Origin of the sequence: Aquipluma nitroreducens, from assembly GCF_009689585.1 — a bacterium.
In the GTDB taxonomy this organism is placed as follows: Bacteria; Bacteroidota; Bacteroidia; order Bacteroidales; family Prolixibacteraceae; genus Aquipluma; species Aquipluma nitroreducens.
Genome location: NZ_AP018694.1, coordinates 2,371,593 through 2,398,059, shown reverse-complemented (window position 1 = coordinate 2,398,059; position 26,467 = coordinate 2,371,593). Strand labels below are relative to the sequence as shown.

At 40.8% G+C, this 26,467-nt stretch carries 21 protein-coding genes; 15 read left to right on the top strand and 6 right to left on the bottom strand.

Going from position 1 to position 26,467, the window contains the following annotated elements; all coding sequences use genetic code 11:
• Window positions 1-5: 5 nt before the first annotated feature.
• The gene (locus AQPE_RS10035) at window positions 6-758 is read right to left on the bottom strand and encodes a cytidylyltransferase domain-containing protein (RefSeq protein WP_318350924.1); all 753 of its coding nucleotides are present in this window, start codon (window positions 756-758) and stop codon (window positions 6-8) included.
• A gap of 113 nt (window positions 759-871) precedes the next feature.
• On the opposite strand from AQPE_RS10035, the gene AQPE_RS10030 reads away from it, so the two are divergent.
• Window positions 872-1,816 (top strand): nitrilase family protein, encoded by a 945-nt coding sequence (locus AQPE_RS10030; protein WP_318350923.1) that lies wholly within the window; start codon window positions 872-874, stop codon window positions 1,814-1,816.
• 2 nt (window positions 1,817-1,818) lie between these two features.
• Here AQPE_RS10030 and AQPE_RS10025 read toward each other — a convergent pair whose 3' ends face one another.
• Complete coding sequence (locus AQPE_RS10025; protein WP_318350922.1) at window positions 1,819-3,222, bottom strand: MBL fold metallo-hydrolase RNA specificity domain-containing protein; 1,404 nt, start codon at window positions 3,220-3,222, stop codon at window positions 1,819-1,821.
• Between the two features lie 28 nt (window positions 3,223-3,250).
• Window positions 3,251-4,732, bottom strand: a complete 1,482-nt coding sequence (locus AQPE_RS10020; protein ID WP_318350921.1) for a lipopolysaccharide biosynthesis protein — start codon at window positions 4,730-4,732, stop codon at window positions 3,251-3,253.
• Window positions 4,733-4,950: 218 nt separating this feature from the next.
• Here AQPE_RS10020 and AQPE_RS10015 point away from each other — a divergent pair, with 218 nt between their 5' ends.
• The 7 genes from AQPE_RS10015 to AQPE_RS09985 all read left to right on the top strand — a co-directional run bounded on the left by AQPE_RS10015 (window position 4,951) and on the right by AQPE_RS09985 (window position 11,741).
• The gene (locus AQPE_RS10015; RefSeq protein ID WP_318350920.1) at window positions 4,951-7,422 is read left to right on the top strand and encodes a YfhO family protein; all 2,472 of its coding nucleotides are present in this window, start codon (window positions 4,951-4,953) and stop codon (window positions 7,420-7,422) included.
• A gap of 6 nt (window positions 7,423-7,428) precedes the next feature.
• The gene (locus AQPE_RS10010) at window positions 7,429-8,310 is read left to right on the top strand and encodes a cell division protein FtsX (RefSeq protein ID WP_318350919.1); all 882 of its coding nucleotides are present in this window, start codon (window positions 7,429-7,431) and stop codon (window positions 8,308-8,310) included.
• Window positions 8,311-8,344: 34 nt separating this feature from the next.
• Window positions 8,345-8,734: a four helix bundle protein gene (locus AQPE_RS10005; protein WP_318350918.1), complete on the top strand. Its 390-nt coding sequence runs from the start codon at window positions 8,345-8,347 to the stop codon at window positions 8,732-8,734.
• 86 nt (window positions 8,735-8,820) lie between these two features.
• A complete protein-coding gene (locus AQPE_RS10000) occupies window positions 8,821-9,066 on the top strand; it encodes a DUF3098 domain-containing protein (RefSeq protein ID WP_318350917.1) in 246 nt (81 codons plus the stop codon).
• A gap of 277 nt (window positions 9,067-9,343) precedes the next feature.
• Window positions 9,344-10,057, top strand: a complete 714-nt coding sequence (gene truB, locus AQPE_RS09995) for a tRNA pseudouridine(55) synthase TruB (RefSeq protein WP_318350916.1) — start codon at window positions 9,344-9,346, stop codon at window positions 10,055-10,057.
• A gap of 86 nt (window positions 10,058-10,143) precedes the next feature.
• Window positions 10,144-11,193, top strand: coding sequence for a tRNA preQ1(34) S-adenosylmethionine ribosyltransferase-isomerase QueA (gene queA, locus AQPE_RS09990; protein WP_318350915.1), 1,050 nt, complete (start codon window positions 10,144-10,146; stop codon window positions 11,191-11,193).
• A 125-nt stretch (window positions 11,194-11,318) separates the two neighbouring features.
• Window positions 11,319-11,741, top strand: coding sequence for a DUF3788 family protein (locus AQPE_RS09985; RefSeq protein ID WP_318350914.1), 423 nt, complete (start codon window positions 11,319-11,321; stop codon window positions 11,739-11,741).
• Window positions 11,742-11,776: 35 nt separating this feature from the next.
• On the opposite strand, the gene AQPE_RS09980 is transcribed toward AQPE_RS09985, so the two are convergent.
• Entirely contained in the window at window positions 11,777-12,643 is an 867-nt protein-coding gene (locus tag AQPE_RS09980) for an AraC family transcriptional regulator (protein ID WP_318350913.1), read from the bottom strand.
• 209 nt (window positions 12,644-12,852) lie between these two features.
• Here AQPE_RS09980 and AQPE_RS09975 point away from each other — a divergent pair, with 209 nt between their 5' ends.
• The 6 genes from AQPE_RS09975 (at window position 12,853) to AQPE_RS09950 (ending at window position 21,589) form a co-directional block, all read left to right on the top strand.
• Window positions 12,853-13,767 carry a dihydrodipicolinate synthase family protein gene (locus tag AQPE_RS09975; protein WP_318350912.1) on the top strand — a complete coding sequence of 305 codons (915 nt, stop codon included), beginning with the start codon at window positions 12,853-12,855 and terminating at the stop codon, window positions 13,765-13,767.
• A gap of 10 nt (window positions 13,768-13,777) precedes the next feature.
• Window positions 13,778-15,367 (top strand): aldehyde dehydrogenase (NADP(+)), encoded by a 1,590-nt coding sequence (locus tag AQPE_RS09970; RefSeq protein ID WP_318350911.1) that lies wholly within the window; start codon window positions 13,778-13,780, stop codon window positions 15,365-15,367.
• A 5-nt stretch (window positions 15,368-15,372) separates the two neighbouring features.
• A complete protein-coding gene (locus AQPE_RS09965) occupies window positions 15,373-16,377 on the top strand; it encodes a 4-hydroxyproline epimerase (protein WP_318350910.1) in 1,005 nt (334 codons plus the stop codon).
• 63 nt (window positions 16,378-16,440) lie between these two features.
• Complete coding sequence (locus tag AQPE_RS09960; RefSeq protein ID WP_318350909.1) at window positions 16,441-17,682, top strand: NAD(P)/FAD-dependent oxidoreductase; 1,242 nt, start codon at window positions 16,441-16,443, stop codon at window positions 17,680-17,682.
• A 104-nt stretch (window positions 17,683-17,786) separates the two neighbouring features.
• Window positions 17,787-20,984 carry an HsdM family class I SAM-dependent methyltransferase gene (locus tag AQPE_RS09955; RefSeq protein WP_318350908.1) on the top strand — a complete coding sequence of 1,066 codons (3,198 nt, stop codon included), beginning with the start codon at window positions 17,787-17,789 and terminating at the stop codon, window positions 20,982-20,984.
• A 2-nt stretch (window positions 20,985-20,986) separates the two neighbouring features.
• Window positions 20,987-21,589 carry a hypothetical protein gene (locus tag AQPE_RS09950; protein WP_318350907.1) on the top strand — a complete coding sequence of 201 codons (603 nt, stop codon included), beginning with the start codon at window positions 20,987-20,989 and terminating at the stop codon, window positions 21,587-21,589.
• Between the two features lie 45 nt (window positions 21,590-21,634).
• On the opposite strand, the gene AQPE_RS09945 is transcribed toward AQPE_RS09950, so the two are convergent.
• Complete coding sequence (locus AQPE_RS09945; RefSeq protein WP_318350906.1) at window positions 21,635-22,543, bottom strand: glycyl-radical enzyme activating protein; 909 nt, start codon at window positions 22,541-22,543, stop codon at window positions 21,635-21,637.
• Window positions 22,544-22,768: 225 nt separating this feature from the next.
• Window positions 22,769-25,231, bottom strand: a complete 2,463-nt coding sequence (gene hypD / locus AQPE_RS09940) for a trans-4-hydroxy-L-proline dehydratase (protein ID WP_318350905.1) — start codon at window positions 25,229-25,231, stop codon at window positions 22,769-22,771.
• 355 nt (window positions 25,232-25,586) lie between these two features.
• On the opposite strand from hypD, the gene AQPE_RS09935 reads away from it, so the two are divergent.
• Window positions 25,587-26,447 carry a CheR family methyltransferase gene (locus AQPE_RS09935; RefSeq protein ID WP_318350904.1) on the top strand — a complete coding sequence of 287 codons (861 nt, stop codon included), beginning with the start codon at window positions 25,587-25,589 and terminating at the stop codon, window positions 26,445-26,447.
• Window positions 26,448-26,467 lie beyond the last annotated feature (20 nt).

Sequence of the window (26,467 nt, the reverse complement as noted above, 5' to 3'; positions counted from 1 at the left end):
CAATTTTATTTCTGATTTTTCACGATTTCCTTTTTCATCAGTTCCAGGATTTCCGGATGTTGGTCGAGCCAACTGATACTTTCAGGGATGCCAAAATTAGGATTTTCCTTGCTGATAGTCGCAAATATTTCTTGCTGAATTTCAAAATCTTCCGGGGTATCCAGTGTCATGCGGATATCGGTACGCGAAAAGACCAGAGGATCAGTTTTAATAAACCGAACATTGAACAGATCGGGGTTACCGTAAATGTAATTGGTTACATGTTCGTGGTACAACTTTTCTGAAGTCAGTTTCTGTGCTTTTTCAAGCGCAACAAGGCGAACCGCTTCAGCCCAAAATCCAAAATGTGTGAGAATGGAAGGTTTATTTCCGGCCAATTGAAAGCTCAGGTAATCGGCATCCGAATCGCTGAACTCGGTTACCAGAGTTTGCATTCCGGCTAAATCTAAAAATGGATTGTCGGCGCAAACGCGAATGATTTTACTGAAACCGAACGACTTTGCGGCTTGAATAAAACGATCGAGCACATCATTTTCAGAACCTCTATAAACCGGAACCTCATGTCTGACGGCCAGGGCACAAATCCGATCATCTGTTGGATTATCGGTGGTTGCCAACACAAACGGAACACCTAATTTTTTCACCTTTTCGAGCAGCAAATCCAGAATAGATTGCTCCTGAAAAAAGGGCAGAATAACCTTTTCAGGCATTCGGGTAGATCCGGTTCGGGCTTGAAGTATAATTCCTAATTGCGACATGATAATTAATCGTTTCGAATAAAGACAAAAGTACAGAAATGTTCTTTACAGATTTTTTCTCATTCAGTTCTTTTCGGATTAACTTTGACAGGTAATAATAAATTGATTACAGCATGGACAACCTGAAAATTTCGACAGCGCAATTTGAAAATAGAAGTGGCGACAAGGCCTACAATTTGGGTGTCATTGAAAAACTTTCCAAAAAGGCATCCGATGAAGGTTCACACGTAATTGCTTTTCATGAATGCTCAATTACCGGGTATACTTTTGCCCGAAACCTTTCTAAACAACAGATGCTTGATTTGGCTGAATTTATTCCAGAAGGAGAAAGCATTTTAAGGCTCGCGCAAATCGCAAAAGACCATAATATTGTTGTGTTGGCTGGGCTCTTCGAAAAAGATGAAAATGATAATTTATTCAAAGCGTATGTTTGCGTTGATAAAAGCGGACTGGTGGTAAAATTCAGGAAATTGCATCCGTTTATAAATCCGTATTTGTTGTCAGGCGATAGCTATTGCGTATTCGATCTTTTGGGATGGAAATGCGGCATTTTAATTTGTTACGATAATAACATCATTGAAAATGTGAGAGCCACCAAATTACTTGGAGCTGACATTATTTTTATGCCTCATGTTACGATGTGTACACCTTCAACCAGACCCGGAGCGGGTTTTGTAGACCCCAAACTTTGGGAGAATCGCGAGACTGATCCGACTTCGCTGCGATTGGAGTTTGACGGGATGAAAGGACGGGGCTGGCTGATGAAATGGCTCCCGGCAAGAGCTTACGATAATGCCATTTACGCTGTCTTTACAAATCCCATCGGGATGGATGATGACCAGCTAAAAAATGGCTGCTCCATGATTATCGATCCTTTTGGAGATGTTATTGCTGAGTGCCGTACATTTGATGACAGTTTTGTAACAGCAACTTTTACTCCTGAAAAAAATACTCAGGCAGGAGGACACCGGTACATTCAGGCAAGGAGACCTGAATTATACAGAGACATTATCGGACAGCCACACCAATCGGAACAAAAGGTAGTTTGGCTCGACTAAGCTTATTTCAGTTCAAACTCGCTACCAGCTTCCGGGATTTCAATGTTTTTAAACCCTCTCTCTTTTATGACATTGGCATAGAATTTTGCCGATTCGTATTCGCCATGTACCAAAAAAGTTTTCTTAACTTCTCCTGCGTTCTGACAACCAATAAAATCAGCCATTTCCTGATAATCGCCGTGCCCCGAAAAAGCTTCAATTTTTTCGATGGTAGCACGAACCTGATGCCTTTGACCAAATACTGAAATTTCCTGATCGCCTCTTAAAATTCGAGCTCCAAGGGTTGTCGGGGCGCAATACCCAACTGCGAGAATGGTATTTCGACGATTTTCGATGTTGTTTGCAATATGATGTTTTACCCTTCCAGCTTCCATCATGCCCGATGCCGAAATAATAACGCAGGGTTGCTTGTAGGAGTTAAGCGACTTCGATTCTTCGGCACTTTTGATGTAAAACAACGAATTAAATCCAAATGGATCGCTATCATATAACATCACTTTGGCAACATCATCGTTTAGTTCGTTCGTATGTATCTTAAATATCTCGGTTGCATTAATGGCCAGCGGACTGTCTAAATAAATATTTACTTTAGGTAATTTTCGCTCGTTGAAGAAATTATTTAGCGAGTAAATTATTTCCTGGGCACGGCCAATAGCAAATGACGGAATAATTAGTTTCCCTCGGTTCTTGACACATGTTTCCTCGATTACCCTTAGTAATTCCTTTTCAGCATCCTGCATCTTTGGGTGAAGTCGATTGCCGTATGTGGTTTCAGTAATCAGGTAATCGCATTGAGGAAAAGGCGCCGGAGATTTCAATAAGCGGCTTTCCGGCCGGCCAATGTCGCCGGTGTAGGCTACACGTATTTTTTTGCCGTCTTCATTTACCTCCAGAGTAACAACTCCGCTGCCCAACATGTGCCCGGTATTGGTAAACCTGACTGAAATATCGCTGTTGATATAAAAGCGCCTGTCGTAAGCAATTCCAATAAACAAGTCCATACACGCGCGTGCATCTTCCTCTGTATAAATAGGATCGACAGACGGAAGTCCTTTCGCAATACGCCGCTTGTTAAATGTCTTCGTATCGTAATCTTGTATATGCCCACAATCAACAAGCATTAGCGAACACAGGTCGCGTGTAGCATTGGTGCATATGACCGAACCTCTAAAGCCTAATTTGTACAGATACGGTATCAAGCCGGAGTGATCGATGTGGGCGTGGCTGAGAATAATGTGGTCAATTTCCTCAGGATTAAACCCAAGTTTGCGGTTCATTGCATCGGTTTCCAGTCCTTTTCCCTGAAACATTCCGCAGTCGAGTAATATTTTTTTTCCTTGTTTGGTAGTGATGAGGTGCTTGCTGCCTGTAACCTCGCGTGCTGCACCGATAAAACGAATTTTCATGGTCGTATAGTTTAGTTTTGACTTCTGGTTATTTGATGATTCCGATTTGCTTCAAAAATTTATTTACTATCAGGTTTAAATCGCCTGTAATATTAAACAGGTAACACAATCCTATAAAAACCACACTGATGAACGAACAGCGCATGATCAGGTCGATCAGAAAATGATCCATCACCGGAATGATCTTTCCGACGACCAGAGCCAAAACTCCGATGGCTACACATTTCAAATGAGTCAGCTTATACGGAAATAGTTTCATGTTGCGTTGAAGGTAGAAAACACGCAAAAGCGATGCTCCGGCAACCGACAATAACGAACCCAACGCTGCGCCAACCATTCCCCACATGGGTATAAAAATAGAGTAAAAGATGACAACCAGCACGACCAACACTCCCAGCGAATAGGTTTGAATTTTGTATTTATGCGAAGTACCGATGATCTGCACACTCGATCCGGTAGAGGAAACAATCAAACTTGAAAGTGAAATCAGGATGATTACCCATTCGGTTCCAATGTATCCGGAACCCAGCAGATGAATAATGTTTTGCAAATTGGCAGCCACCAATATAAAAAGCAATAAACTTGCAAAAAGCTGATTGATACTGCTCTTGTAATAAATGTCGGCAATTGTGTCCATATCCTTATTTTTCCAGGCATCGGCAATAATGGTCGATGAAATTTTGCCCAATGCTACACTTGGAATCAGGATTACGGTGCTGAAATAGAATATGATCGAATATTTACCGGTCATTGCCAAATCGGTATAACTGTTAAGCATGACAGTGTCAATTTGTTTGAGAGCTACACTACTCAATCCGCCAATAATTCCAAATACCGAAAGACTGATCATTTCTTTCCGAAGAGGAGGCTTGATAAAATCCAGCTTAGGCTGAACATTGAACTGCTTGCGATAAATGAGCAAGCCCACCAAATAGATTGCCGGTAGACTGAGAAAAAATACAAAACCGAGAATAAACAGCGAAAAATTGATCCATTTCAGGAAAAATGCACCAAGCATACACAGAGTGCCTACCCGGTAAACAAAGTCGCTAAGAATCGATCCGGTGGTTGCATCGAAAAGCATTTTGTTGTAAGTGTCGAGCATTACCGAAAACATTCTGAAAAAGATAAGTGGAATCAGGTACCAGATGTATTGCACCAGCAGGGGTGATTTGGCCTGATTACTTTCGATGATATAAGGTTTCAGAATAAAAAAGGTGATGAGTGAAATGGCAAAACCTACCATCCCAACGGCTAAAGTAATAAACAAAAAACCATTGTGATTATGCTCCTTATCCCTGAAATACGGGAAAAGTCGTTCAATAACTTTAGTGAATCCAAGGGTTGAAAATTGAGAATAAAGCGCCGAAACTGCAACCAAAATAGCCGTAAGTCCAATTTGTTCTGAAGAGAGTAGTTTGATCGACAGAATTGTGTAAAGGAATCCAAGTGCCACGCCCAGGTACGAGTAAATTGAGCCCTTGATCGTTTGCCTTTTAATTACGCCCATTGATATTATTTACGATTAAACAATGTACTATTTGCAATTTACTCAACAAAACCCCTGATTATCAGCGTAACAACCTCAATGTTATCAATCACGTTGCCTAAACGATCTGGTGCTGAGCTTAAGAATCTTTTCATTCCGAAAACAGTCAAAGTAGAATTAAAAGGTTTATTTTTGCTTCGCACGAAAATACGAATTTAAAAATTACACTTATCATTAATATGGATACAAAAAATCTCCTTCGTAAATCAGGACCTTATATCCTTGCTATTGTGTTGTTTCTGGTTATCAGCGTGATCTATTTCTCGCCTGTTTTGGAAGGAAAAAGGTTGCAAAGTTCTGACGGAGCTCAATTTAAAGGCATGTCGAAAGAAATTGTCGATTACCGCAATGCAACCGGGAAAGAAGCGCTTTGGTCGAACAATATGTTCTCCGGAATGCCTGCCTATCTGACTTCAACAATTTATTCGGGCGAGTTAATTTCGAAGATACAGAAATCAGTTACCGCAATTTCACAACCGGTAATGATTCTTACCCTGAGCTTTTCGTTCTTTTTCATGCTTTGTATTTTATTGGATATGGGCGTATGGACAGCGTTTGCAGCCAGTTTAGCCTATGGTTTTATGACCTTTACTTTCGTGGTAATGGTCACAGGGCACTTAACCAAGGCGCACGCATTAACTTATACCTCGCTTATTGTTGCCGGAATTTTGCTTGCCTTCAAGAAAAATAAAATCGGCGGAAGTTTGATGGCCGCTATTGGTTTATCGCTGATGTTGAGCGCCAACCACTTGCAAATGACTTATTATGCGGCTATTCTTTCTCTGGTCATAGGAATTACATATTTGATTTATGCCATCAGGGAAAAAACCCTTCCCGATTTTTCCAAAACAGCAGGACTTTTATTGATTGCCGTTTTATTTGCGGTAGGCACCAATTTCTCACGTTTATATACCACTTACGAATACGGAAAATATTCAATCCGGAGTCAGTCTGAATTAAGCCTGAATAATGAAAACAAATCGAGTGGTCTCGATAAAGAATACATTCTCGATTACAGCTACGATTTGGGAGAAGCCATGACCGCATTTATTCCACGGTTCAAAGGTGGTGGCATGAGCGAACCGTTGACTACAAGTTCTGAAACCTATAAATTTCTGGCTGAGGCTCAGGGAGCTGACAAAGCAAAAAAAATGGTGCAAAGCGGAATGCCGATGTATTGGGGAAGTCAGCCTATTTCAGGAGCCCCGTTCTATTTTGGCGCAGTCTTGTGCTTCCTTTTTGTACTCGGGATTTTTCTGGTAAAAGGGAAGGACAAATGGTGGCTGGTCGCAGTTTTCGTCTTTTCACTGCTGTTGTCGCTTGGAAAGAATTTTTCCTTCCTAACTAACATCATGCTCGACTATTTCCCCGGATACAACAAATTCAGGGATGTAAAAAATATCATTGTCATTGAGCAGTTTTCTATGGCTTTGCTGGGCGCGCTTGCCATTAAAGAAGTTTATCAGCGTAAAATTTCTTCAGTAGAATTTATGAACGGGCTGAAATATGCCTTCGGAATTACTGGTGGACTGGCTTTGATATTTGCCATTATTCCGGGTTTGGCTGGTAGTTTCTCCGGAAGTACTGATGCTCAATATCTGAAAATGGGATATCCGCAACAGTTTATTGATGCCTTAATTGCTGACCGTCAATCGGCTCTTCGTATCGATGCTTTCCGTTCTTTTATCTTTGTACTGCTTGCTGCTGCCGGTTTGTGGGCCTACTGGAACAATAAAATAAAAGCGCAATATGCCATCATTTTATGGGTTGGTCTTGTTGCAATCGATATGTGGCCGATAGACAAAAAATACTTCAATAACGATAATTTTACTTCGAAAAAAGAAGTAGCCGTTCCTTTTCAGGAAATGCCGGTTGATAAGGAAATAAAGAAAGACAAAGATTTATATTACCGCGTTCTGAATCTTCAGAATCCAATGGCCGATGCGCGTACTTCATTCTTCCACAAATCGATTGGTGGATACCATGGTGCAAAAATGAAACGCTACAACGAACTTTACAGTTATGCCATAGAGCCTGAAATGCGCTCACTAATTTCCGCGTTCCAAAAGCCTGAATCAATTGATTCGGCGATGGCCCTGCTGCCTGTGATTAATATGCTGAACACGAAATATTACATCTACGATTTGAATCAGCCACCGTTGCCAAATACTCATGCTTTAGGGAATGCATGGTTCGTAAAATCAGCCAAAGTGGTCGACAGCGCCGATCAGGAAGTCACTTCAATGAAAAATTTCGACCCGAAATCGACAGCCATTGTAAATAAAAGCTTCGACAAAGGCTTAGGCGGCTTTACTTCTGGTTCAGGAGAAGGCGAGATAAAACTTACCGAATATCAGCCCAATGACCTGAAATACGAAGCTACCGTGAACAGTGGATCGCAGCTGGCTGTTTTCTCTGAAATTTATTACCCTAAAGGTTGGAAAAGCTTTATCGATGGTAAGGAAACTCCGCATATTCAGGTTGACTATGTGCTTCGCGGATTGGTTATTCCTGCAGGAAAACATCAGGTTGAGTTTAAATTTGAGCCAAGCTCTTATTATTTAGGAAATAAAGTTTCATTGGCCAGTTCAATTTTGCTTCTTTTGGCAATTGGCGGATATTTGTTTTATAGTTTTAAAATGAAAAATTAAGAAATAATGGCAGGCAAAGCGCAGCATCAAAAGCTGAACAAACGGATTTTCAGGTCATACTTGACCTCTACAATCAGTATTTCGATGGTTTTGTTCCTGATCGGCATGCTTGGAGTTGTATTGCTCAATGCCGAACGGCTTGCCAAATATGTCCGCGAAAACATTGGTTTTACGCTCGTGTTAAAAGATGATGTACCGGAAAACGAAATTGCCGATCTGTTGAAATCTCTAAAAGCTGCCAACTTTGTAAAAGAGGCTGAATACATTGATAAAGCTACTGCCGCAGAAAGATTAAAGACCGAATTGGGTGAGGATTTTACGGGTTTTCTGGGATATAATCCTTTGCTTTCCTCGGTTGATGTGAAGTTGAATGCCGATTTTGCCACTCCGGAACAACTGGTTATTCTTGAAAAAAGATTCATGGAATATCCTCAGATAAAGGAAGTATCGTATCAGCACGATATGGTTAAGATTATCAACGAAAACGTACAGAAGATCGGTCTGATTTTGATTTTTTTCTCGGTTCTTTTGTTAGTTATCTTTTTTGCGCTCATTAACAATACCATCCGGATTTCGATTTACTCCCAACGATTCATTATCAATACCATGCTGATGGTTGGCGCCACCGACAGTTTTATCCGGGCTCCTTTTGTCAAGAGAAGTATAAAATATGGACTCATTGGAGCTTTAGCCGCTAATTTGGTTCTGTTTATGCTCATGATGTCATATGCTTCGGAGTTGACGGGCATTATAAGTTTGGATGATTTTACGATTTTTGGGATTGTGTTTGCCTCTGTTTTGTTTTTGGGCATATTAATTTCATGGAGTTCAACCTATATGGCAGTTAATAAATTCATTAGGCTAAAGTTTGACGAATTGTATTACTGAAAATTTTAAAGTCTAAAGTTCAACGTTTAATGTTATGGCTAATATTGAAAAGTTTGAAGACATTAAATCATGGCAACTTGCTCGTGAGCTTTGTAAACTAATTCATTTTTTTACGCAGAAAGATTTATTTTCAAAAGATTATCGACTTGTTGGTCAGGTAAAAGGATCTTCAGGATCCATTATGGATAATATTGCTGAAGGGTTTGAACGAAATGGAAGAAGGGAGTTTATTCAATTCTTGTCGATAGCAAAAGGCTCTTCAGGCGAATTGCGATCTCAGCTATATAGATCATACGACAATAAATATATTACAAATGAAGAATTTGATCAGGCAATCCAATTATGTGAAGAAGTAAGTAAATTGATAAGTGGTTTTATGGTATACCTTAATCAGACAGAAATTAAGGGGGTTAAATACAAGTGACGATCTACGTGCTACAAAACTTTAAACTTTGAACACAAAACTTTAAACTTTTCAGCTACCTTTACGCAAATTTTTTAAATAAACAGATGAAAGATTTAGACAATATGGAAGGCTTTGCCTTAGGCAAAGAAAACCTAAAATTAATGGTTATTGGCTTGGTCATTATTGTGTTTGGTTTTCTTCTCATGACAGGAGGAAAAGCGAGTAGTCCATCTACTTTTAATCCTGAAATTTTTAGCTTCAGGAGAATAACCTTGGCACCAATGGTCGTTCTCTTCGGCTTTCTTTTCGAGATTTATGCCATTATGAAAAAACCTAAATCAGAGAAATAACAAACGGTTAACAAGGTCTATGTCTGATGGACATTTGTTATCAGTTATTCCTGTTACACTCTTTAATTCAAATTGTTACACATCATTTTATCGCTCCTGTTTCGTTTCTTTCCTGAATTTTTTATTGTAACTAACCCTAAACTTCAGTATTTCTTTGTAATTCATCAGTAATTGTTAAATCTACTGTTGGTATTATACTTATCGAATCGCTATATTTGCGGCCTGAAAATCGGACTGGTTTTTCCGATACAAATCACTTATTTTAAAGCGTTTTAGGATGGGTAAATCCATTGAAGAGTACGATTTTGAAAAGGGAGAGATTCTTCTCTTTGATAAAGAATTGGATTGGACATCTTTTGATCTGGTAAGGAAACTTCGCAATTTTCTTTGCCGCAGAACCGGGGTTAAAAAATTAAAAGTTGGTCACGCCGGAACACTCGATCCGAAAGCTACTGGTTTAATGATCGTTTGTACCGGAAAAGAAACGAAGAACATCGATCAAATTCAGGCAAAGGAAAAAGAATACGTGGCAACCATTAAACTTGGAGCAACAACGCCATCATACGATTTGGAAACGGCTGAAAACGAGACTTTTCCTACAGACCATCTCACCCCTGAACTTATACAAAAGGCATTAGAGCGTTTTATCGGCGAAAACGATCAGGTTCCGCCTTTATTTAGCGCAATAAAAATTGAGGGGAAAAGGGCATATGAACATGCACGAAAAGGTAGCGACATGGTACTTGCTCCAAAAAAAATTACAATCTCCGAATTGGAATTGTTAAATTTTTCCAAACAGGAAATAAAGCTGAGAGTTGTTTGCAGTAAAGGGACTTACATCAGGGCATTGGCTCGCGATTTGGGTATCGAACTTGCAAGTGGTGCTTATCTTGTGGGTTTAATAAGGACCAGAATTGGAGATCTGAAATTGGAAGATGCCTGGAATGTGCAAGATTTTATAGAAAATTTTACACCAAACGAAACTAATTGAAAACTCGTGCGTAGAACGTGGTTCTGTTAAGCTGGTGATTAAAGAAACGATTATTCAATATCCAAGAAAAAATAAATTAAAGACATATGAAATTATCAAAGTTTAAATACGATTTACCTGAAGAATTAATTGCGTTGCATCCTGCTCCTAACAGAGATGAGTCAAAACTATTGGTCTTGAATCGTGCAACCGGCAAAATTGAACACAAGATATTTAAGGATATTGTTGATTATTTTGGGGATGATGATGTACTAATTTTCAATGATACCAAAGTATTTCCGGCCCGTTTGTATGGCAACAAGGAAAAAACAGGCGCTGAAATCGAGGTTTTCCTGTTACGTGAGTTGAACCGCGAACAACGCCTTTGGGATGTATTGGTCGACCCTGCCCGTAAAATTCGTATTGGAAACAAACTGTATTTTGGCGAGGACGATTTATTGGTTGCCGAAGTTATTGATAACACAACTTCCAGAGGACGTACATTGAGGTTTTTATTCGACGGACCATACGACGAGTTCAAGAAAACGCTTTATGGTTTAGGCGAAACTCCGCTTCCCAAATTCATTAAGCGTACCGTTCAACCTGAAGATAAGGATCGCTATCAGACTATTTTTGCAAAGAACGAAGGTGCCGTTGCCGCTCCAACTGCCGGATTGCATTTCAGCCGCGAACTGATGAAACGCATGGAAATTAATGGAGTTAAATTCAGCTATGTTACCCTTCACGTTGGACTAGGAAATTTCAGAAGTGTTGATGTTGAAGATTTGACCAAACACAAGATGGACTCCGAACAAATCTGGATTTCGGAAGAAGCCTGCCAGATAGTAAATACTGCCCGTGATGCCAAGAAAAATATATGTGCTGTTGGAACAACCGTAATGCGCACCATCGAAAGTTCGGTATCGACCCAGGGACATTTAAAACCATATGAAGGCTGGACCAATAAATTTATCTTCCCTCCATATGAATTTAGTGTGGCTAACCGGATGATTACCAATTTTCATTTACCACTTTCAACACTTCAGATGATGGTTGCCGGTTTCGCCGGATACGATAACCTGATGAAAGCCTACAAAGAAGCAATCAAGGAAAAATACCGTTTCGGGACTTATGGCGATGCCATGCTGATTCTGTAATATTTTTCATTTCAGATAGAAAATCCCCGTTAACTTTTGTGTTGGCGGGGATTTTTGCTTTCCAGAATAACTTAACTTCGTACCTTAGTAAAGCTTTCTGAAACCCATTTTTTAACCTGAAACTTATGGAACCCATCGTATTAACCGACCCCAACGTACAGCCAACCGAAGAACTAATCTTTTCTATCATTGGCGAAAACAGCGTTTACTGGGAACAACTAATTGAATACGTCTACGAAAATCATTTCGACATTACCGAAGAATGGCGGTTCTACAACGATGGTAAAAGTTGGTTATACCGGGCTCTCCGGAAGAAAAAGACGCTTTATTGGGCTGGAATCATAAAAGATACATTCCGGATAAGTTTTTGGTTTGGCGATAAAGCTGAACCCGTAATTGAGGCAAGTATACTTCCTGAAAACATGAAGGAACAATTTCGAAATGCCAAACGATATGCCCATAGCCGCGCTGTATCTATTGAGGTGCGCTCGCCTGAAGATTTCGAAAATGTGGTGAAACTTCTCGAATTGAAAGTAAAGCTGAAGTAAACTATATCAAAAACTTGTAATTTCTTTCAATACTCTTAAAGTCGTAATCTTAAGCGATACTCTTTGGGAGTGCAGCCATTTAACTCTTTGAATTTCCGGTTGAAGTTCGATAAATTTCCAAATCCTACCCGGAACCCTACATCTGCAATACTATACTCTTCTTGCTGAAGCAATTTGCAAGCCTGCCCGATTCGAAACTCAGTCAGAAAATCGAGGTACGATTTGCGGGTCCGGGTTTTGAAATACCTGCAAAACGAGTTGACCGTCATATTGGCAATTCCCGCAATTTCTTCCAGGCTCACTGGCCGGTAGTATTCTTTTAATGTGAATCGGTAAACCGCATCCAGCCTTTTTTCGTCAGTTTCGTTCAGCTTGTTGTAAGTTCCTTCGTTCGATAAAACCACGCATTTAGCCGAAGTTGCCAATTGGTTTAAAACGGTGAACAGCATAATCATCCGTTCGGTCTCGTTCACTTTGGCTAGTTTTTCAATACTTTCAGCAATTTCAGGATGAGAGTTTCCGGGATAATAAATTCCCCGCTCTGCTTTTTTCACAAAGTCACTCAACAATTTGGTTTCAGGAAGATCCCAAAATGTGGCGCCAAATACTGTCCATTCAAAATAAACTGAAAGCGCCCTTGCCTGAAGCTGATTCTCCAAATGATAATACGCAGCATCGTTTCGGAAAGCATGTGGTAATTTGGTTCCAAAGACAAAAATATCTCCGGCATTAAACTCGCAGATTCGGTTACCTGCAATCACGTTTCCTGTACTTTCCTGAATTAAGGTAATTTGAAATTCATCGTGCTGGTGCAGAATATCATACAAATGTGGGAGATGATCATTTTGAACCCAAACCGACTCATTAACTGGCTTTGCTATTTTGAATGCTAGAATTTTCATATTAAGTCTTTCAAATTTCCATCTTTATTGAATATGGTATAAAATATTCCGTTCATTTATACATTTCCAACAAACAATGATAAGATCGTATTGGTTCAGGATAAGATTGAAGTATTTATTCAGAATGATTCTAAATAGATTTGCGGAGTAGAAGATCATTAAATCTTTTTAAAAAAATCTGAATTGTATAACATTTAATACCTGAAAACATGAAGTTCGAATGGAAAGGGGTTTTTCCCGCAGTAACAACCAAATTTACGGCTGATGATCAACTGGATTTTGAAGCCTTCGACCTGAACCTGAACGCTCAACTCGAAGCTGGAGTGGATGGAATCATTCTGGGCGGATCGCTTGGAGAAGCAAGCACTTTGCTTCCTGAAGAAAAAGATGCATTACTTGTGCATACTGTTAAGGCTGTTGCCGGGAAAGTGCCGGTATTGATGAATGTTGCCGAGCAGTCAACTAAAGCGGCTGTTGCAGCAGCAATCAGTGCCCGCAATAACGGCGCCGACGGTTTGATGCTTTTACCACCGATGCGCTACACTTCCGACGACCGCGAAACGGTAACTTTCCTGCGTACCGTTGCTCAGGCAACCGAGTTGCCAATCATTCTGTACAACAATCCGGCCGATTACAAAATCTGGATTTCTCCTGAAATGTTCCATCAGTTGGAAGATCTGCCAACCATTCAGGCTGTGAAAGAATCGACCCGCGACATTTCGAATATCACCCGAATGAAAAACGAATTTGGCGACCGCATTGCTGTTTTAACTGGTGTGGATACCCTTGGAATGGAAAGCCTGCTAATGGGCGCCGATGGCTGGGTGGCTGGTTTGGTTTGCGCTTTCCCGCGCGAAACGGTTGCGATTTATCGCCTGATTAAAGCCGGAAAAATTCAGGAAGCCCTGAAAATTTACCGCTGGTTTTTGCCTGTTCTCGAACTCGACGTTTCAACCAAACTGGTGCAGAACATTAAGTTGGCTGAAACACTGACCGGACTGGGGAATGAAAATGTACGCGCACCTCGACTTCCTTTGGTTGGCGCCGAACGCGAACGAATCCTGACCATTTTAAACAAAGCGCTGGCTGTACGCCCAGAGCTACCCGACTATCTGAACCTTTAAGAAGTTTATCATGATTCACGGAAAAAACTTTATCGGCAGCGAATTGTCGGCAGAAGGTTCTGGAAGTTTTCAGACTTTTAGCCCGCTAAACCTGACAGAATTACCAGAGCTGTTTGTTGAGGCTACCAAAATGGAAACAGAGCTGGCAGTTGCTAAGGCCTGCGAAGCATATAAAATCTACAAAAAGAAAAGTGGAAAAGAAAAGGCCGCGTTTCTTCGCGCCATTGCCGATGAAATTGAGCTTTTAGGGCCCGAACTGATTGGGCGAGCCTGTGCAGAATCGGGTTTGCCCGAAGGCCGTATCACAGGTGAGCGTGGCCGAACTGTGGGTCAGCTTCGGCTATTTGCCTCAGTTTTGGAGGACGGTTCGTGGGTCGAAGCATCTATTGATCCGGCAATGCCTGAACGCAAACCAATGGCTCGTCCAGATATCCGCAAAATGCTTCAGTCGGTTGGCCCGGTAGTGGTTTTTACCGCGAGCAATTTCCCATTGGCATTTTCAACGGCTGGTGGCGATACAGCTTCGGCTCTTGCTGCCGGAAATCCGGTTATCGTTAAAGTTCATCCGTACCATGCCGGAACCAACGAATTGGTTGCCGGCGCCATTATTCGGGCAGCACAAAAAACCGATATGCCCGATGGAGTATTCTCTTCGCTAAACGCATTCGATTTTTCCGTGGGGCAGGCGCTTGTCCTTCATCCTGAAGTGAAATCAGTAGCTTTTACCGGTTCTTTCGTTGGGGGAAAAAGTTTGTACGAGTTGGCTCAAAAACGCGAAGAGCCCATTCCTGTTTTTGCTGAAATGGGTAGCGTGAACCCCGTTTTGCTCCTTCCTGAGAAAGTGAAAGAAAATACTGCAAAACTGGCCGCCACCATTGCCGGATCAATCAACTTGGGAGCCGGACAGTTTTGTACCAATCCGGGAGTTTTGATCGCGTTGAAATCAGAAGAAACCGAAGTGTTTAAAACTGAATTGGCCAATCAGATCAGTCAGCTTTTGCCTGAAAAAATGTTGCACCAAAACATCAGCAAAAATTTTGAGCGAAAGGCCAAATACATTTTCGAAAACAAAGAAGTAGCGAAATTGGCCGAATCGGAAAAACTTTCTGCTGAATTACAGGGACGACCAGTTGTTGCAAGAGTTTCAGGTGCTGATTTTATTGCCAACCCCAATTTGGCCGAAGAAATATTTGGCCCGTTTTCGCTCCTTATCGAATGCGATGGAACGAATGAATTGACTGAAGTCGTGAAAGCCTTCCGGGGGCAATTAACCGCTTCGGTAATTGGAACTTCCGGCGATATTACAACTTTCAGGGATCAAATTGAATTGCTTCAGGAAGTGGTTGGCCGTTTGATTTTTAACGGAATGCCTACTGGTGTTGAGGTTGGTTATTCGATGCAGCACGGCGGCCCGTTCCCGGCTTCAACCGATGGCCGTTTTACCTCGATTGGCGTTGATGCCATCAAGCGGTTTGTCCGGCCAGTCGCATTTCAGGATGCCCCAGATGGCTATTTGCCTGACGAATTAAAAAATGCCAATCCGCTCAACATCTGGCGCCGGGTTGACGGACAATTAACTAAAGAACCCATTAAAAATTAACACTCATGGCAGCAAAGACATTTTTTTGTGTAGATGCCCATACCTGCGGAAATCCGGTTCGGGTGATTGCCGGTGGCGCTCCGATTCTGGAAGGAAAAAATATGTTTGAACGTCGCCTTCATTTCATGAAAGAATTCGACTGGATTCGGCAAGGACTCATGTTTGAGCCGCGCGGCCACGATATGATGTCGGGAAGTATTCTGTTTCCGCCATCCGATCCGGCTAACGATATGGGTATTTTGTTTATCGAAACCAGCGGATGTTTGCCAATGTGCGGCCACGGAACCATCGGGACTGTAACCGTTGCGATAGAACAGGGCTTGATAACTCCAAAAATTCCGGGAGAATTGCTGGTGGAAGCTCCGGCAGGATTAATCAAGGTGAAATACCAGATGAACGGTAAAAAAGTAAGTTCGGTAAAACTCACCAATGTGGCTTCGTATTTGGCCGGAAAAGATCTGGAAATTGAATCGCCTCATTTGGGAAAAATTACATTTGATGTGGCTTATGGCGGAAATTTCTATGCGATTGTCGATCCTCAGGAAAACTTCAAAGGACTTGAAAAATATTCGGCAGATGAGTTGATTGCTTTCAGCCGGCCACTTCGTACGCTGATTAATGATAAGTACAAGTTTCAGCATCCTGAAAATCCGCAGATTTCAGGAGTCAGTCACATTGAATGGACAGGCGCCACGCTTTCGGAGGAAGCCGATGGACGAAATGCTGTTTTTTACGGCGACAAAGCCATCGACCGTTCGCCTTGCGGAACCGGAACATCGGCACGTATGGCGCAATTAACCGCTCGTGGAAAACTAAACAAAGGCGATCAGTTTTTGCACGAAAGCATTATTGGCAGCCAGTTTATGGGACGGGTGGAAGAGCTGACTAAAATTGGTGATCAGGATGCCATTATTCCGAGCATAGAAGGCTGGGCCAAAATAACAGGGTACAATAATATTTTCATTGATGACGAGGACGATCCGTATGCATTCGGGTTTCAGGTGATCTGAGTATTTTAAATCTTTTCCTGACGGTCAAAAAGGGGTGTGTCTATTATCTAATTTCTGTTTGATATGAGCAAAATAGTAATTGTTGGTGGAGGTGTAGTTGGCTTATTTACTGCCTTTTATCTCCGAAAGAAAGGAGCTGAAGTAACCGTAATTGATCGCGACGACCTAACCGATGGCTGCTCGTATGGAAATGCCGGATTGATTGTTCCCAGTCACGTGATTCCGCTGGCCTCGCCGGGAATGTTACACAAGGGCATGAAAAACATGTTTCGAACCTCGTCGCCTGTGGCCGCCCGAATGTCACCCGACGCTGACCTGATTCTCTGGTATTTGCGCTTTACCGGAGCAGCAACCGACAAGCATGTTCAGGAATCGATACCTGTGTTGAAGGAACTGAGTTTGCTGAGCAAAAGCCTTTATGGCACAATCAAAGAAACCGGAGAACTTGATTTTCCACTTTGGCACAAAGGGTTACTGATGCTTTACCAATCGCAGAAAACCGGCGATGAATTGCGCGAGGAAGCTGAGATTGCCCGCCACGCTGGACTTATGGTCAGCGAACTTTCAGCTTCCGACATTCAAAAGCTGGAACCCGATGCCTTGCCAACAGTTTCAGGCGGAGTACATTATCATTCTGACGATCATTTGAATCCGTCGGCTTTGATGAAGTCGCTGATTGCAAAGTTAGAGCAATCAGGAGTAACTCTGGTACGCAATTGTGCCGTCGAAAAAATCAAGACATCAGGATCAAAAGCCATTACGCTGGAAACCGAAAAAGGTCCGTTCGGGTTCGATCATCTGGTGATAACCGCCGGAATGTGGAGCAGCAAAATCCTGAAACAATTGCAAACCCGTATAGCTGTTCAGCCCGGCAAAGGTTATAGTTTTAAAGTGAAAACCTCATCCACGATTCATTATCCGGCACTTTTGTCCGATGCGAATGTTGCAGTAACTCCGTTGGGCAATGGGATCACCCAGTTTGGCGGAGGAATGGAATTGGGTTACGGCGATCTGAAAATCAGGGAGCAACGTGTTCAAAATATCGCCAAAGCGGTAGGCGAATTTTACCCATTGGAAAAAGGAATGCAAATAGAACCCGGACAAATCTGGCAGGGGCACCGCCCGTGTTCGTTCGACGGATTGCCTTTTATCGGACAGATTCAGGCTTTCCCAAATGTGTTTGTAGGGACCGGGCATTCCATGATGGGTGTTACGCTTGCGCCGGCAACCGGATTGTTGCTTACCGAACTCATTTCAGGAGAAAAAACAAGCCTGAATTTGAATCCGTTCAGGCTTGATCGATAGATCTTGTTCTTGGCCAAATGTTGTCACATTTTTTCTCAAAAAAGAGTATCTTTGAGAATGAATAATCTTGTGTTTTATATAATGTTATAAGCATATAGGCAGGAATGACAGGACAAGAAGTAATAAAATCAATTGGCTTAGATAGAGCTAGATCTGTGAATTCTAGGAATGAAAACCCCTCAGAAAGCGAATCTGCTATTCTAAATGAACTAAAAGAAAAAGATTTTACTATTGATTCGGTTTATTTCAATACCGATGAAAATGGGAATAGTTTTCCTGCCGTGTTTCTGAAAAAAGTAACCTCTTTTGATGAAGAAACATTACCTGTAATAGCAGATATTCACAGAAAAATCTGGAATTACAAAAAAGTACTGTTCTTATATGTTTATTCAGAAACTGAAATACGCATTTACAATTGTTCTGAAAAACCACTCATTAAAACCAAAGAACGGTTTGATTACGAGAAGGAACTGAAAAATATTGAAATAGGAACCTATATTTTTTCAGATAGAAATCAACTTCAAGAACTCAACAAACTTTTTTCAAGGATTGCAATTGACACGGGAATTATCTGGACTTCTGAAGAAGCTGTTTCAATTCGACTAAAAATTAATTTACAACGCCGGGTTGATAAATACTTAGTGTCAAGTTTGGTAAATACCGCCAGTAAGCTTAAAGGTGATGGACTAAAGCTAGATTTAATCCACAAAATAATTCTTAGATCCTTATTTCTCTTATATCTTGAAGATCGAGGTGCTACCGATAAAAATTTCTATTGTCAGTTTTTAGACGGAGCAGAATCATATTTCGATATACTTAATGACGTAGATGCTACATATGATTTGTATAAAAGACTAAAGGAGCATTTTAATGGAAATGTATTTACGTTAGATTCGAACGAAGAAAAGCTAAACGAAGAACAATTACAAAACATAAAAACCTGCTTTATAAGAGGTAGAGAAAAGAATGATACTCAACAGCTCTTTGAAGATTGGCGAATTTTCAGATTGTTCAATTTTAAAATTATTCAAATTGAATTACTCAGCGAGATTTATGAAAATTTTCTTTCTGAGACCGACCCTACTTTAAAGGAAGATTCGGGAACGTATTATACTCCACCATCTTTGGTGGAATTTATTCTTAATGAAAAACTCCCGGTAAATAAAGAGGAGTATAATATTAAAATCTTAGATCCAAGTTGTGGATCCGGAATTTTTTTAGTGGAAAGTTTTAACCGTTTGGTAAGAAGGTATGAAAATGCTCATCAACTAAAAAAACTTTCTGATTTTAGAGTTTTAGTTCAGCTATTAAAGAAAAATATTTTCGGAATCGAAATTCATCCACAAGCTATTAAAGTGGCTGCATTCAGTTTGTATCTGGCATTAGTTGACAAATTGGATCCAAAAAATCTTTGGCAAGATAAAAATCATCAATTACCATATTTAATAAATGACCCTGAAGAAGATAATCCCCAAAAACAAGGTTATAACCTTTTTCTAAGAGATACAATTTCTGATCTATCAAAGGAAAATTTACTACAAGATTTCAAATTGGTTGTTGGAAATCCACCTTTTGGCGAATTATTATCTGAGGACAAAGATGTAGATGAAAAGCAAAAAAATATCAGAAATTATTGTACCCAATATAATTTTGCAAAAGAAATGGTTTTACCATTTTTGCATAAATCAACAACGTTTGCCCCGAATGGAGAAATTGCATTGATATTCAATACCAAAGTTTTAACCAATACTGGTGGGACTTTTCAAAAGTTCAGAAAATGGTTATTCACTGATTGTTACGTGGAGAAAGTATTCAACTTTTCAATTCTTCGAAATGCAAAGAAAGATTTTGGAGGCCAACTGTTCGGAGATGCAACAGGACCAATAAGCATTGTATATTTTCAGAAAGAACAACCAGAACAAGCCTCTGATAAAATTGTATATTATGCTCCAAAAACCTTTATCAAATCAAATGTAATTGATGGGTTGAGTATTGATTTTACGGATTTAAAATATCTACCAAGAGAAGAATGTCAGAAATCCGACACAAAAATCTGGAAAGTAGCGATGTGGGGCGGAATGAATGATTGGGAGTTAATTCAACGTTTTGACAATTCTAAATTTAACACGGTTAAGACTTTTAATAAAGAGAAAAAAATAAAATCTGGCGTTGGATTTGGATTACTCACAAATGTAAACGACAAACCGAGATATTCCGAAGTTTTAACAAACATAAAATATTTAGATGCAGATGTAATAACTAGGTATTTCACACCTGAGAACTTATTGTTAGATGTAAAAAAATCAATTAAAACAACCAAGGCATTAAATTTCTATAGAAATTTCTACAATATTTCAAGTATTGATGAAGTTGATAAATTGACCGCTTTTAGGAGATTAGGAGATTTAGAATCATTTGTTCAACCCCATATTGTCGTTAAAAAAGGATTGGAAAAGAATAGAGTATGTTCTTCGTTTATTGAAATACCTTGTTCTTTTAAAGATGGAGTATATGGATTTTATACTGATAGTCAAAATATTAATGTATTATATTTACTAACGTCTTATTTTAATTCAAAGCTTAGTTCTTACTATCTTTTTATGACAATTTCATCATATGGAATTGAAAGAGAGCAAATAATGAAAAATGAATACCTATCTATTCCTATAAACCTTAATGAAAAACAAATAGAATCGTTAGCTAATGCATCAAAGGATATTATAGGAGAGCTAAAGTCTAAAAGTTTTTTAAGTAATGATTTTGATTCTCAAAATCTCGAAAATTATATTTTTGAGAATGTTGACAAAATAATTTTTGAAAGCTTTAATTTAACAAATAATGAGACGACATTGATTAGTGATGGAATAAAGTATAGCTTAGACTTATTTCACAAGCAAGAAAAATCAATTGCCCTATATCCCGTAATACAGGAACAAATAATAGAATACGGAAAATTAATTAGCGCTGAACTCAATGAATTTCTTGATGGTCAAGATTTGTTTGCAAACGTAACTGTTTATAATGTCAGCCAATATAGTCCGTTGATGATGATTAAAATTTCTCATCAGCCAATAAAAATTGATATTCAAAAGTCAGATGAAATGATTGATTCTGAACTAAGCAAAATAGATCAATCACTTTGGGAAAAGAAATCACAAAATATCTATTTCCGCAAAAAGCTCAATTACAAGAATGAAAATGACATTTACATCATTCGTCCTAATCAACGTAGATTTTGGTCACAGTCAATGGCATTAGAAGATGCATCGGAGTTAATTTTAGAGCTTTTAACTGAGAATTAACGATGGCATTAAATCATATCTATAAAGATGCTTTTGAGCAAAAATGCTTTCGGTTAATTATTGAAGCATATCAATCTTCATTGACAGAAAAAGTGATACAATTAGACTGGAATGAAAACGATATTTCTTCTGAATTGCACCGTCACATAAAAGGAAATCCGTTAAGACTAAAGTGGAAAGTGTCAACCAATGTGGAAGCAGACATTCCGAAAGACATTCCGAAAATGAAAGGTTTTTCCGACAAATTTCCAAGAATCGATTTTAGGCTGACTACTTTTGCTAAAAGTAATGAATATGAGTATTTCTTTGAAGCAAAAAATTTGAAGCAAAACGATTCTGCATTAAAACGCAGATACATTAACACTGGAATTAATAACTTCGTTTCCGGGAAATACGAAAATGGTAGTTTGATTGGCTATCTTCTTGAAGGCGAATCAGAAGAAACCGTCGAAGGGATCAACTCCTTATTGATAAAAGACAAAAGAAATGCTGAAACTTTAATTTTCAAATCAAATAAACTTTTTAACAAGTATTACGAATCGAATCATTCTGATATTGGAGTTTTGAAGCATTTGATATTTGATTTCACATGTATTTCAAAATAGTAAAGTTGACATCTTTTCTAACCAAGGTCATTAGCCCCATTCCCGCTACCCGCCAATGCTGGCTTCAATTCCGTATTTTTCAAAAATGGCAATGGCTTGCTGTTGAGCCTCTTTTGTTGGTTCTTCAAGAAGTTGAAAATCGTCAGGCCGCCCAAGTTTCTGATATTTCGTCTGGGCAATCTTGTGGTAAGGCAACAAGTTCACGGGTTTCTTTTCTCCTGAAAGTTCGGCAACAAAGCGCGCTGTGGCTTCCATGTTTTCGGCATGATCGTTTACGCCGCCAATCAGCGGAATACGAATGATTATTTTCACTCCGGTCGCGGCTACGGCCTTCAGGTTTTCCAGAATTTTTTCGTTCGGAACGCCAACCCATTTACGGTGTCGTTCAGAGTCCATCATTTTCAGGTCGTACAAAAAAAGATCGGTTCGACGGGCAACATCCAGAATAATTTCAGTATTGGACAATCCTGCAGTATCAACGGCCGTGTGAATTCCCCGCTTACTGCATTCGTCAAGCAGTTCGACGAGAAATTTGGATTGAAGCAAAGGTTCGCCACCCGAAAAAGTTACTCCACCACCCGACTGATCGAAGAAAACCCGTTCTTTCTCGATTTCGTTCATGATTTCGGTAACCGACATCGGATGACCTGAAATTTCGATGGCTTTGGTTGGGCAAACTTCGGCACATTTTCCGCACATTTTGCAAAGTTCGGTATCGGTAATAATTCCTTCCGAAGTTAAAGTGATGGCTTTTTCAGGACAAGCCATTACGCAGGTTCCGCATTTGATGCACTTTGCAGGAGCATACATCCGTTCGGTTTCGCTGGAAATGCTTTCCGGATTGTGGCACCAGGCGCAGTTCAGGTTACAGCCTTTCAGAAAAATGACAATCCGGATACCCGGACCATCGTTGATGGCGTAACGCTTGATATCGAAGATAAAAGGTTGATTCATGATTTGTAATTAAGCCCCCTCCAAACCTCCCCCGAAGGGTGAGGCTTAAAAAAAGCAATATGAGTATTATCCAGGCCATATTCGTTCCTCATTTGCCTGAAACTAGATTATTCTGCCCTTTCATGGCGAGAAACTCCTCAAGCCGGTCGCACAAGTTCCCCTCCTTCGGAGGGGTTAGGGGAGGCTACCCTTCCCCCAATGGGGGAATTAGAAGGGGGCTTTTTTTCAAAACCCATCATTTTCGGTGCGTTCAATCACTTCCTGCTGAAGGTCGGTATTCATGTCGTTGAAATAGTCGCTGTAACCAGCCATGCGCACCATCAGATCTTTGTAATCCGACGGGCAAGCCTGAGCTGCCAGCAAAGTAGCCGTATCAACAATGTTGAACTGAATGTGGTGACCACCCAGCGTAAAGTAACTCCGGATAAGGTGCCCAAGTTTTTTGACATCGTCTTCTTTCCGCAACAAACTTGGGAGAAAGCGCTGGTTAAGCAAAGTTCCGCCCGATTTTACCTGATCGAACTTGGTCAGTGATTTAATGACAGCCGAAGGTCCGTGCGTGTCGGCACCATGCGATGGCGATGTGCCGTCGGAAATGGATTTACCGGCCATACGTCCGTTTGGTGTGGCACCCATCACTTTCCCGAAATACACGTGGCAAGTGGTCGAAAGCATATTCAGGTGATATTTTCCGCCGGGTTTGATGTTTGGTTTTCCGTCGATAGCTGAAACCAGATCGTCGTACACTTTCACGGCAATCGAATCGGCATAGTCGTCATCGTTCCCGAAGAAAGGCGTACGGTTCATGATGGTTTGGCGTAAAACTTCTTCGCCTTTAAAGTCGTTCAGAACAGCTTTTAAAACCCGGTCCATGCTGAAGGTCTGGTCTTCGAATACATGTTTTTTGAGGGCAGCCAAACTGTCGGTTACGGTTCCCAATCCGCAACACTGAATGTAACTGGTGTTGTAGCGAGGGCCGCCATCGTAATAATCTTTTCCACGGCTCACGCAATCTTCGGTGACAATCGAAAGGAATGGTGCCGGTGCATATTTGGCAAACATGCGGTCGATGTAATTGCTTACGCGCATTTTCAGATCGACGACATAGTGAAGCTGTTTCAGGAAAGCTTCGTACAATTCATCGTAGCTTTTGAACGTGCGTGGATCGCCGGTTTCGGGGCCAACCCGAATTCCGGTCACCGGATTAATGCCGTTGTTTAAAGTGACTTCAATGATTTTAGGAACGTTGAGGTAACCAGTTAGCAGGTATGCTTCCTTGCCAAACGCGCCAACCTCAATACATCCACTGCATCCGCCTTCGCGGGCATCGGTGAGTGATTTTCCCTGACGCATCAATTCCTGAACATACACATCGGGATTGAATACCGAAGGGTAACCATGTCCCTGGCGGATAACACGGGTTGCGGCATGCAGAAATTTGTCGGGAGTTTTGGCACTGATGTGCACTGAACTTCCGGGCTGAAGGATGTGAAGTTCCTCAACAATTTCGAGCATGATGTACGAAACTTCGCTGGTTCCGTCGCTGCCATCGTTTTTGATACCGCCAATGTTGATGTTGGTGAAGTCGTTGTAAGTTCCGCTTTCGCGAGCTGTAATTCCTACTTTCGGAGGCGCCGGATGGTTGTTTACCTTGATCCAGAAACACGAAATCAGTTCTTTGGCCTGTTCGCGAGTGAGTGTTCCATCGGCAATTCCTTTGTTGTAAAAAGGAGTCAGGTGTTGGTCGAAATGTCCGGGATTCATGGCGTCCCAGCCGTTCAGTTCGGTAATGGTTCCGAGGTGAACAAACCAGTACATCTGGATGGCTTCCCACAGGTTGCGCGGTGCATTGGCCGGAACCCAACGGCAAACTTCGGCAATTTTCAGGAGTTCGGCTTTTCGTGTAGAGTCGGTTTCAGAAGCAGCCATTTCTTCGGCAAGGTCGGCATGACGTTCAGCAAAAAGGATAGCGGCATCGCACGAAATGTCCATGGCTTTCCATTCTTCAGCTTTGTCGGTAGCCTCGGGATCATTGAGGTAATCGAGAGAGGCTAGATGAGCAGCTATTTCGCATTTGTAATCCAGCATGCCTTTGCGGTAGATTTTCCCGTCAAGCGCGGTATGGCCTGGAGCGCGTTGTTCCATAAATTCGGTAAACATTCCTGCTTCGTAGGCCAGGCGCCATTCCTGCGGAACATGGCTGAAGATGCGTTCGCGCTGGGTTTTTCCGGCCCAGTATGGAATTACTTCGCGGGCATAAGTATCAATGTCTTCCTGACTGATGGTGTAGCGCTGCAATTCACGGGTGTTAAGCACGTTCAGGTCTTCCACACTGTGGCAAGTTAGTTCAGGAAAAGTAGGAACGCATTTGGGTTTTGGACCACGTTCGCCCACGATGAGTTCGCCTTCGCCAAGGTAAATTGTTTTCTTCTGGCAATAATCCAGAAAGTTCGCTGCCCGCAATACGGGAACAGAAAGCTTTCCGAAGTTTTCCTTATAAAAAGCAGTTTCGCACAAGGCGCGCTCGATGGTCAAAGAAGGTTCGGCCTCAACGCTCAGTTTCCGGAGTTTCTGAATACGTTCGTTCATTCCCGGACCAATCGGGTTGGCTTTTGTTTCGTAGTAATTACCTTCGGAAGCAGCCACCCTCAAAGGGGCTGCGGTATGTTGCGTGATTTTTTCAAACATGGCAAAGCAATGATGAATGATTAATTATAAATGATTAATGGATAAAAAGAAAAAGAGAAAGCTAGAATTTGTGCACGAAGTCACAAACCAGAAAGAGGCTAATTATAGAACATCAGGCAACTGAATAATCGCCGGTAGGTTTTAACAAGGGTTGTGTTGTAAACAAATTCTTCCATAGTACATGAAATGAAATCGTTGAGCTTTAACGCTAACAAAAATAGTGATAAAACAATTGAAATGTAATTTAGCTGTTTTTTTAATTGCTGTTTTAATTTAATGTTTCTCATTCCGACTTGCAGACCTACATTTTATTTTTAAATTAGGAGTTGTTAAAGACTTAATTCCAATCTCTTAAATGAAATCCATCCTTGAAAACCATATTCTGTCCTTAAAAGACAAATTGGCAATCGATCTTTCAGTGTTCGATCCTGCTTTTTTGGAAAGAACAATCGCTGCGCGGATGGCTTCAAAATCAATTAAAAGCGCTGATTTATACCTGAGTAATCTTCAGGAAAACAAGGAAGAACAAGCAGAATTAGCAAGAAATCTGAGCAATTCGTACAGTGAATTTTTCAGGAATCCATTGACTTTTGCCTACCTTGAACAAATTATTCTGCCAGGCTTATTGGAGAAAAGAAGAATCAGTCGCGAAAAGAAAATCAGGATTTGGTCGGCAGCTTGTGCAAGCGGACAGGAAGCATACAGCCTTTCAATTTTATGTGATGAACTGACTCAAAATAAACCGAAAGAAACCCAATGTCTGATTTTTGCTACCGACCACAATGAAAGTGAATTAACAAAAGCTCAAGTGGGCGATTATACATCAGCGACTCTGGGCAAAGTATCGCTGAATCGAATTCAAACTTATTTTATTCAAAAGGAAGAAACATACTCTGTAATTCCACGACTTAAAGAGATCATCAACTTTTCGGTTTTTGATCTGCTTTCCGGAGAAGGAACATGCCCGCCAGCAAGTATTTATGGAAATTTCGATCTGATTTTTTGCAGTAATTTGCTGTTTTATTATAAACCCGTATACCGTAACCGGATACTTGATAAGCTAGGAAACAGCTTGGCCAACGGCGGTTACTTGATCACCAGTGAAACTGAACGGGAAATAGCAAAAGGGAATAATTACCGCGAAGTTTTTGCTAATTCAGCCATATTTCAGAAAAAAGCAATGGGCAATGGGCAATGGGCAATAGACATTGGGTAACAGACATTGGGTAACAGAAA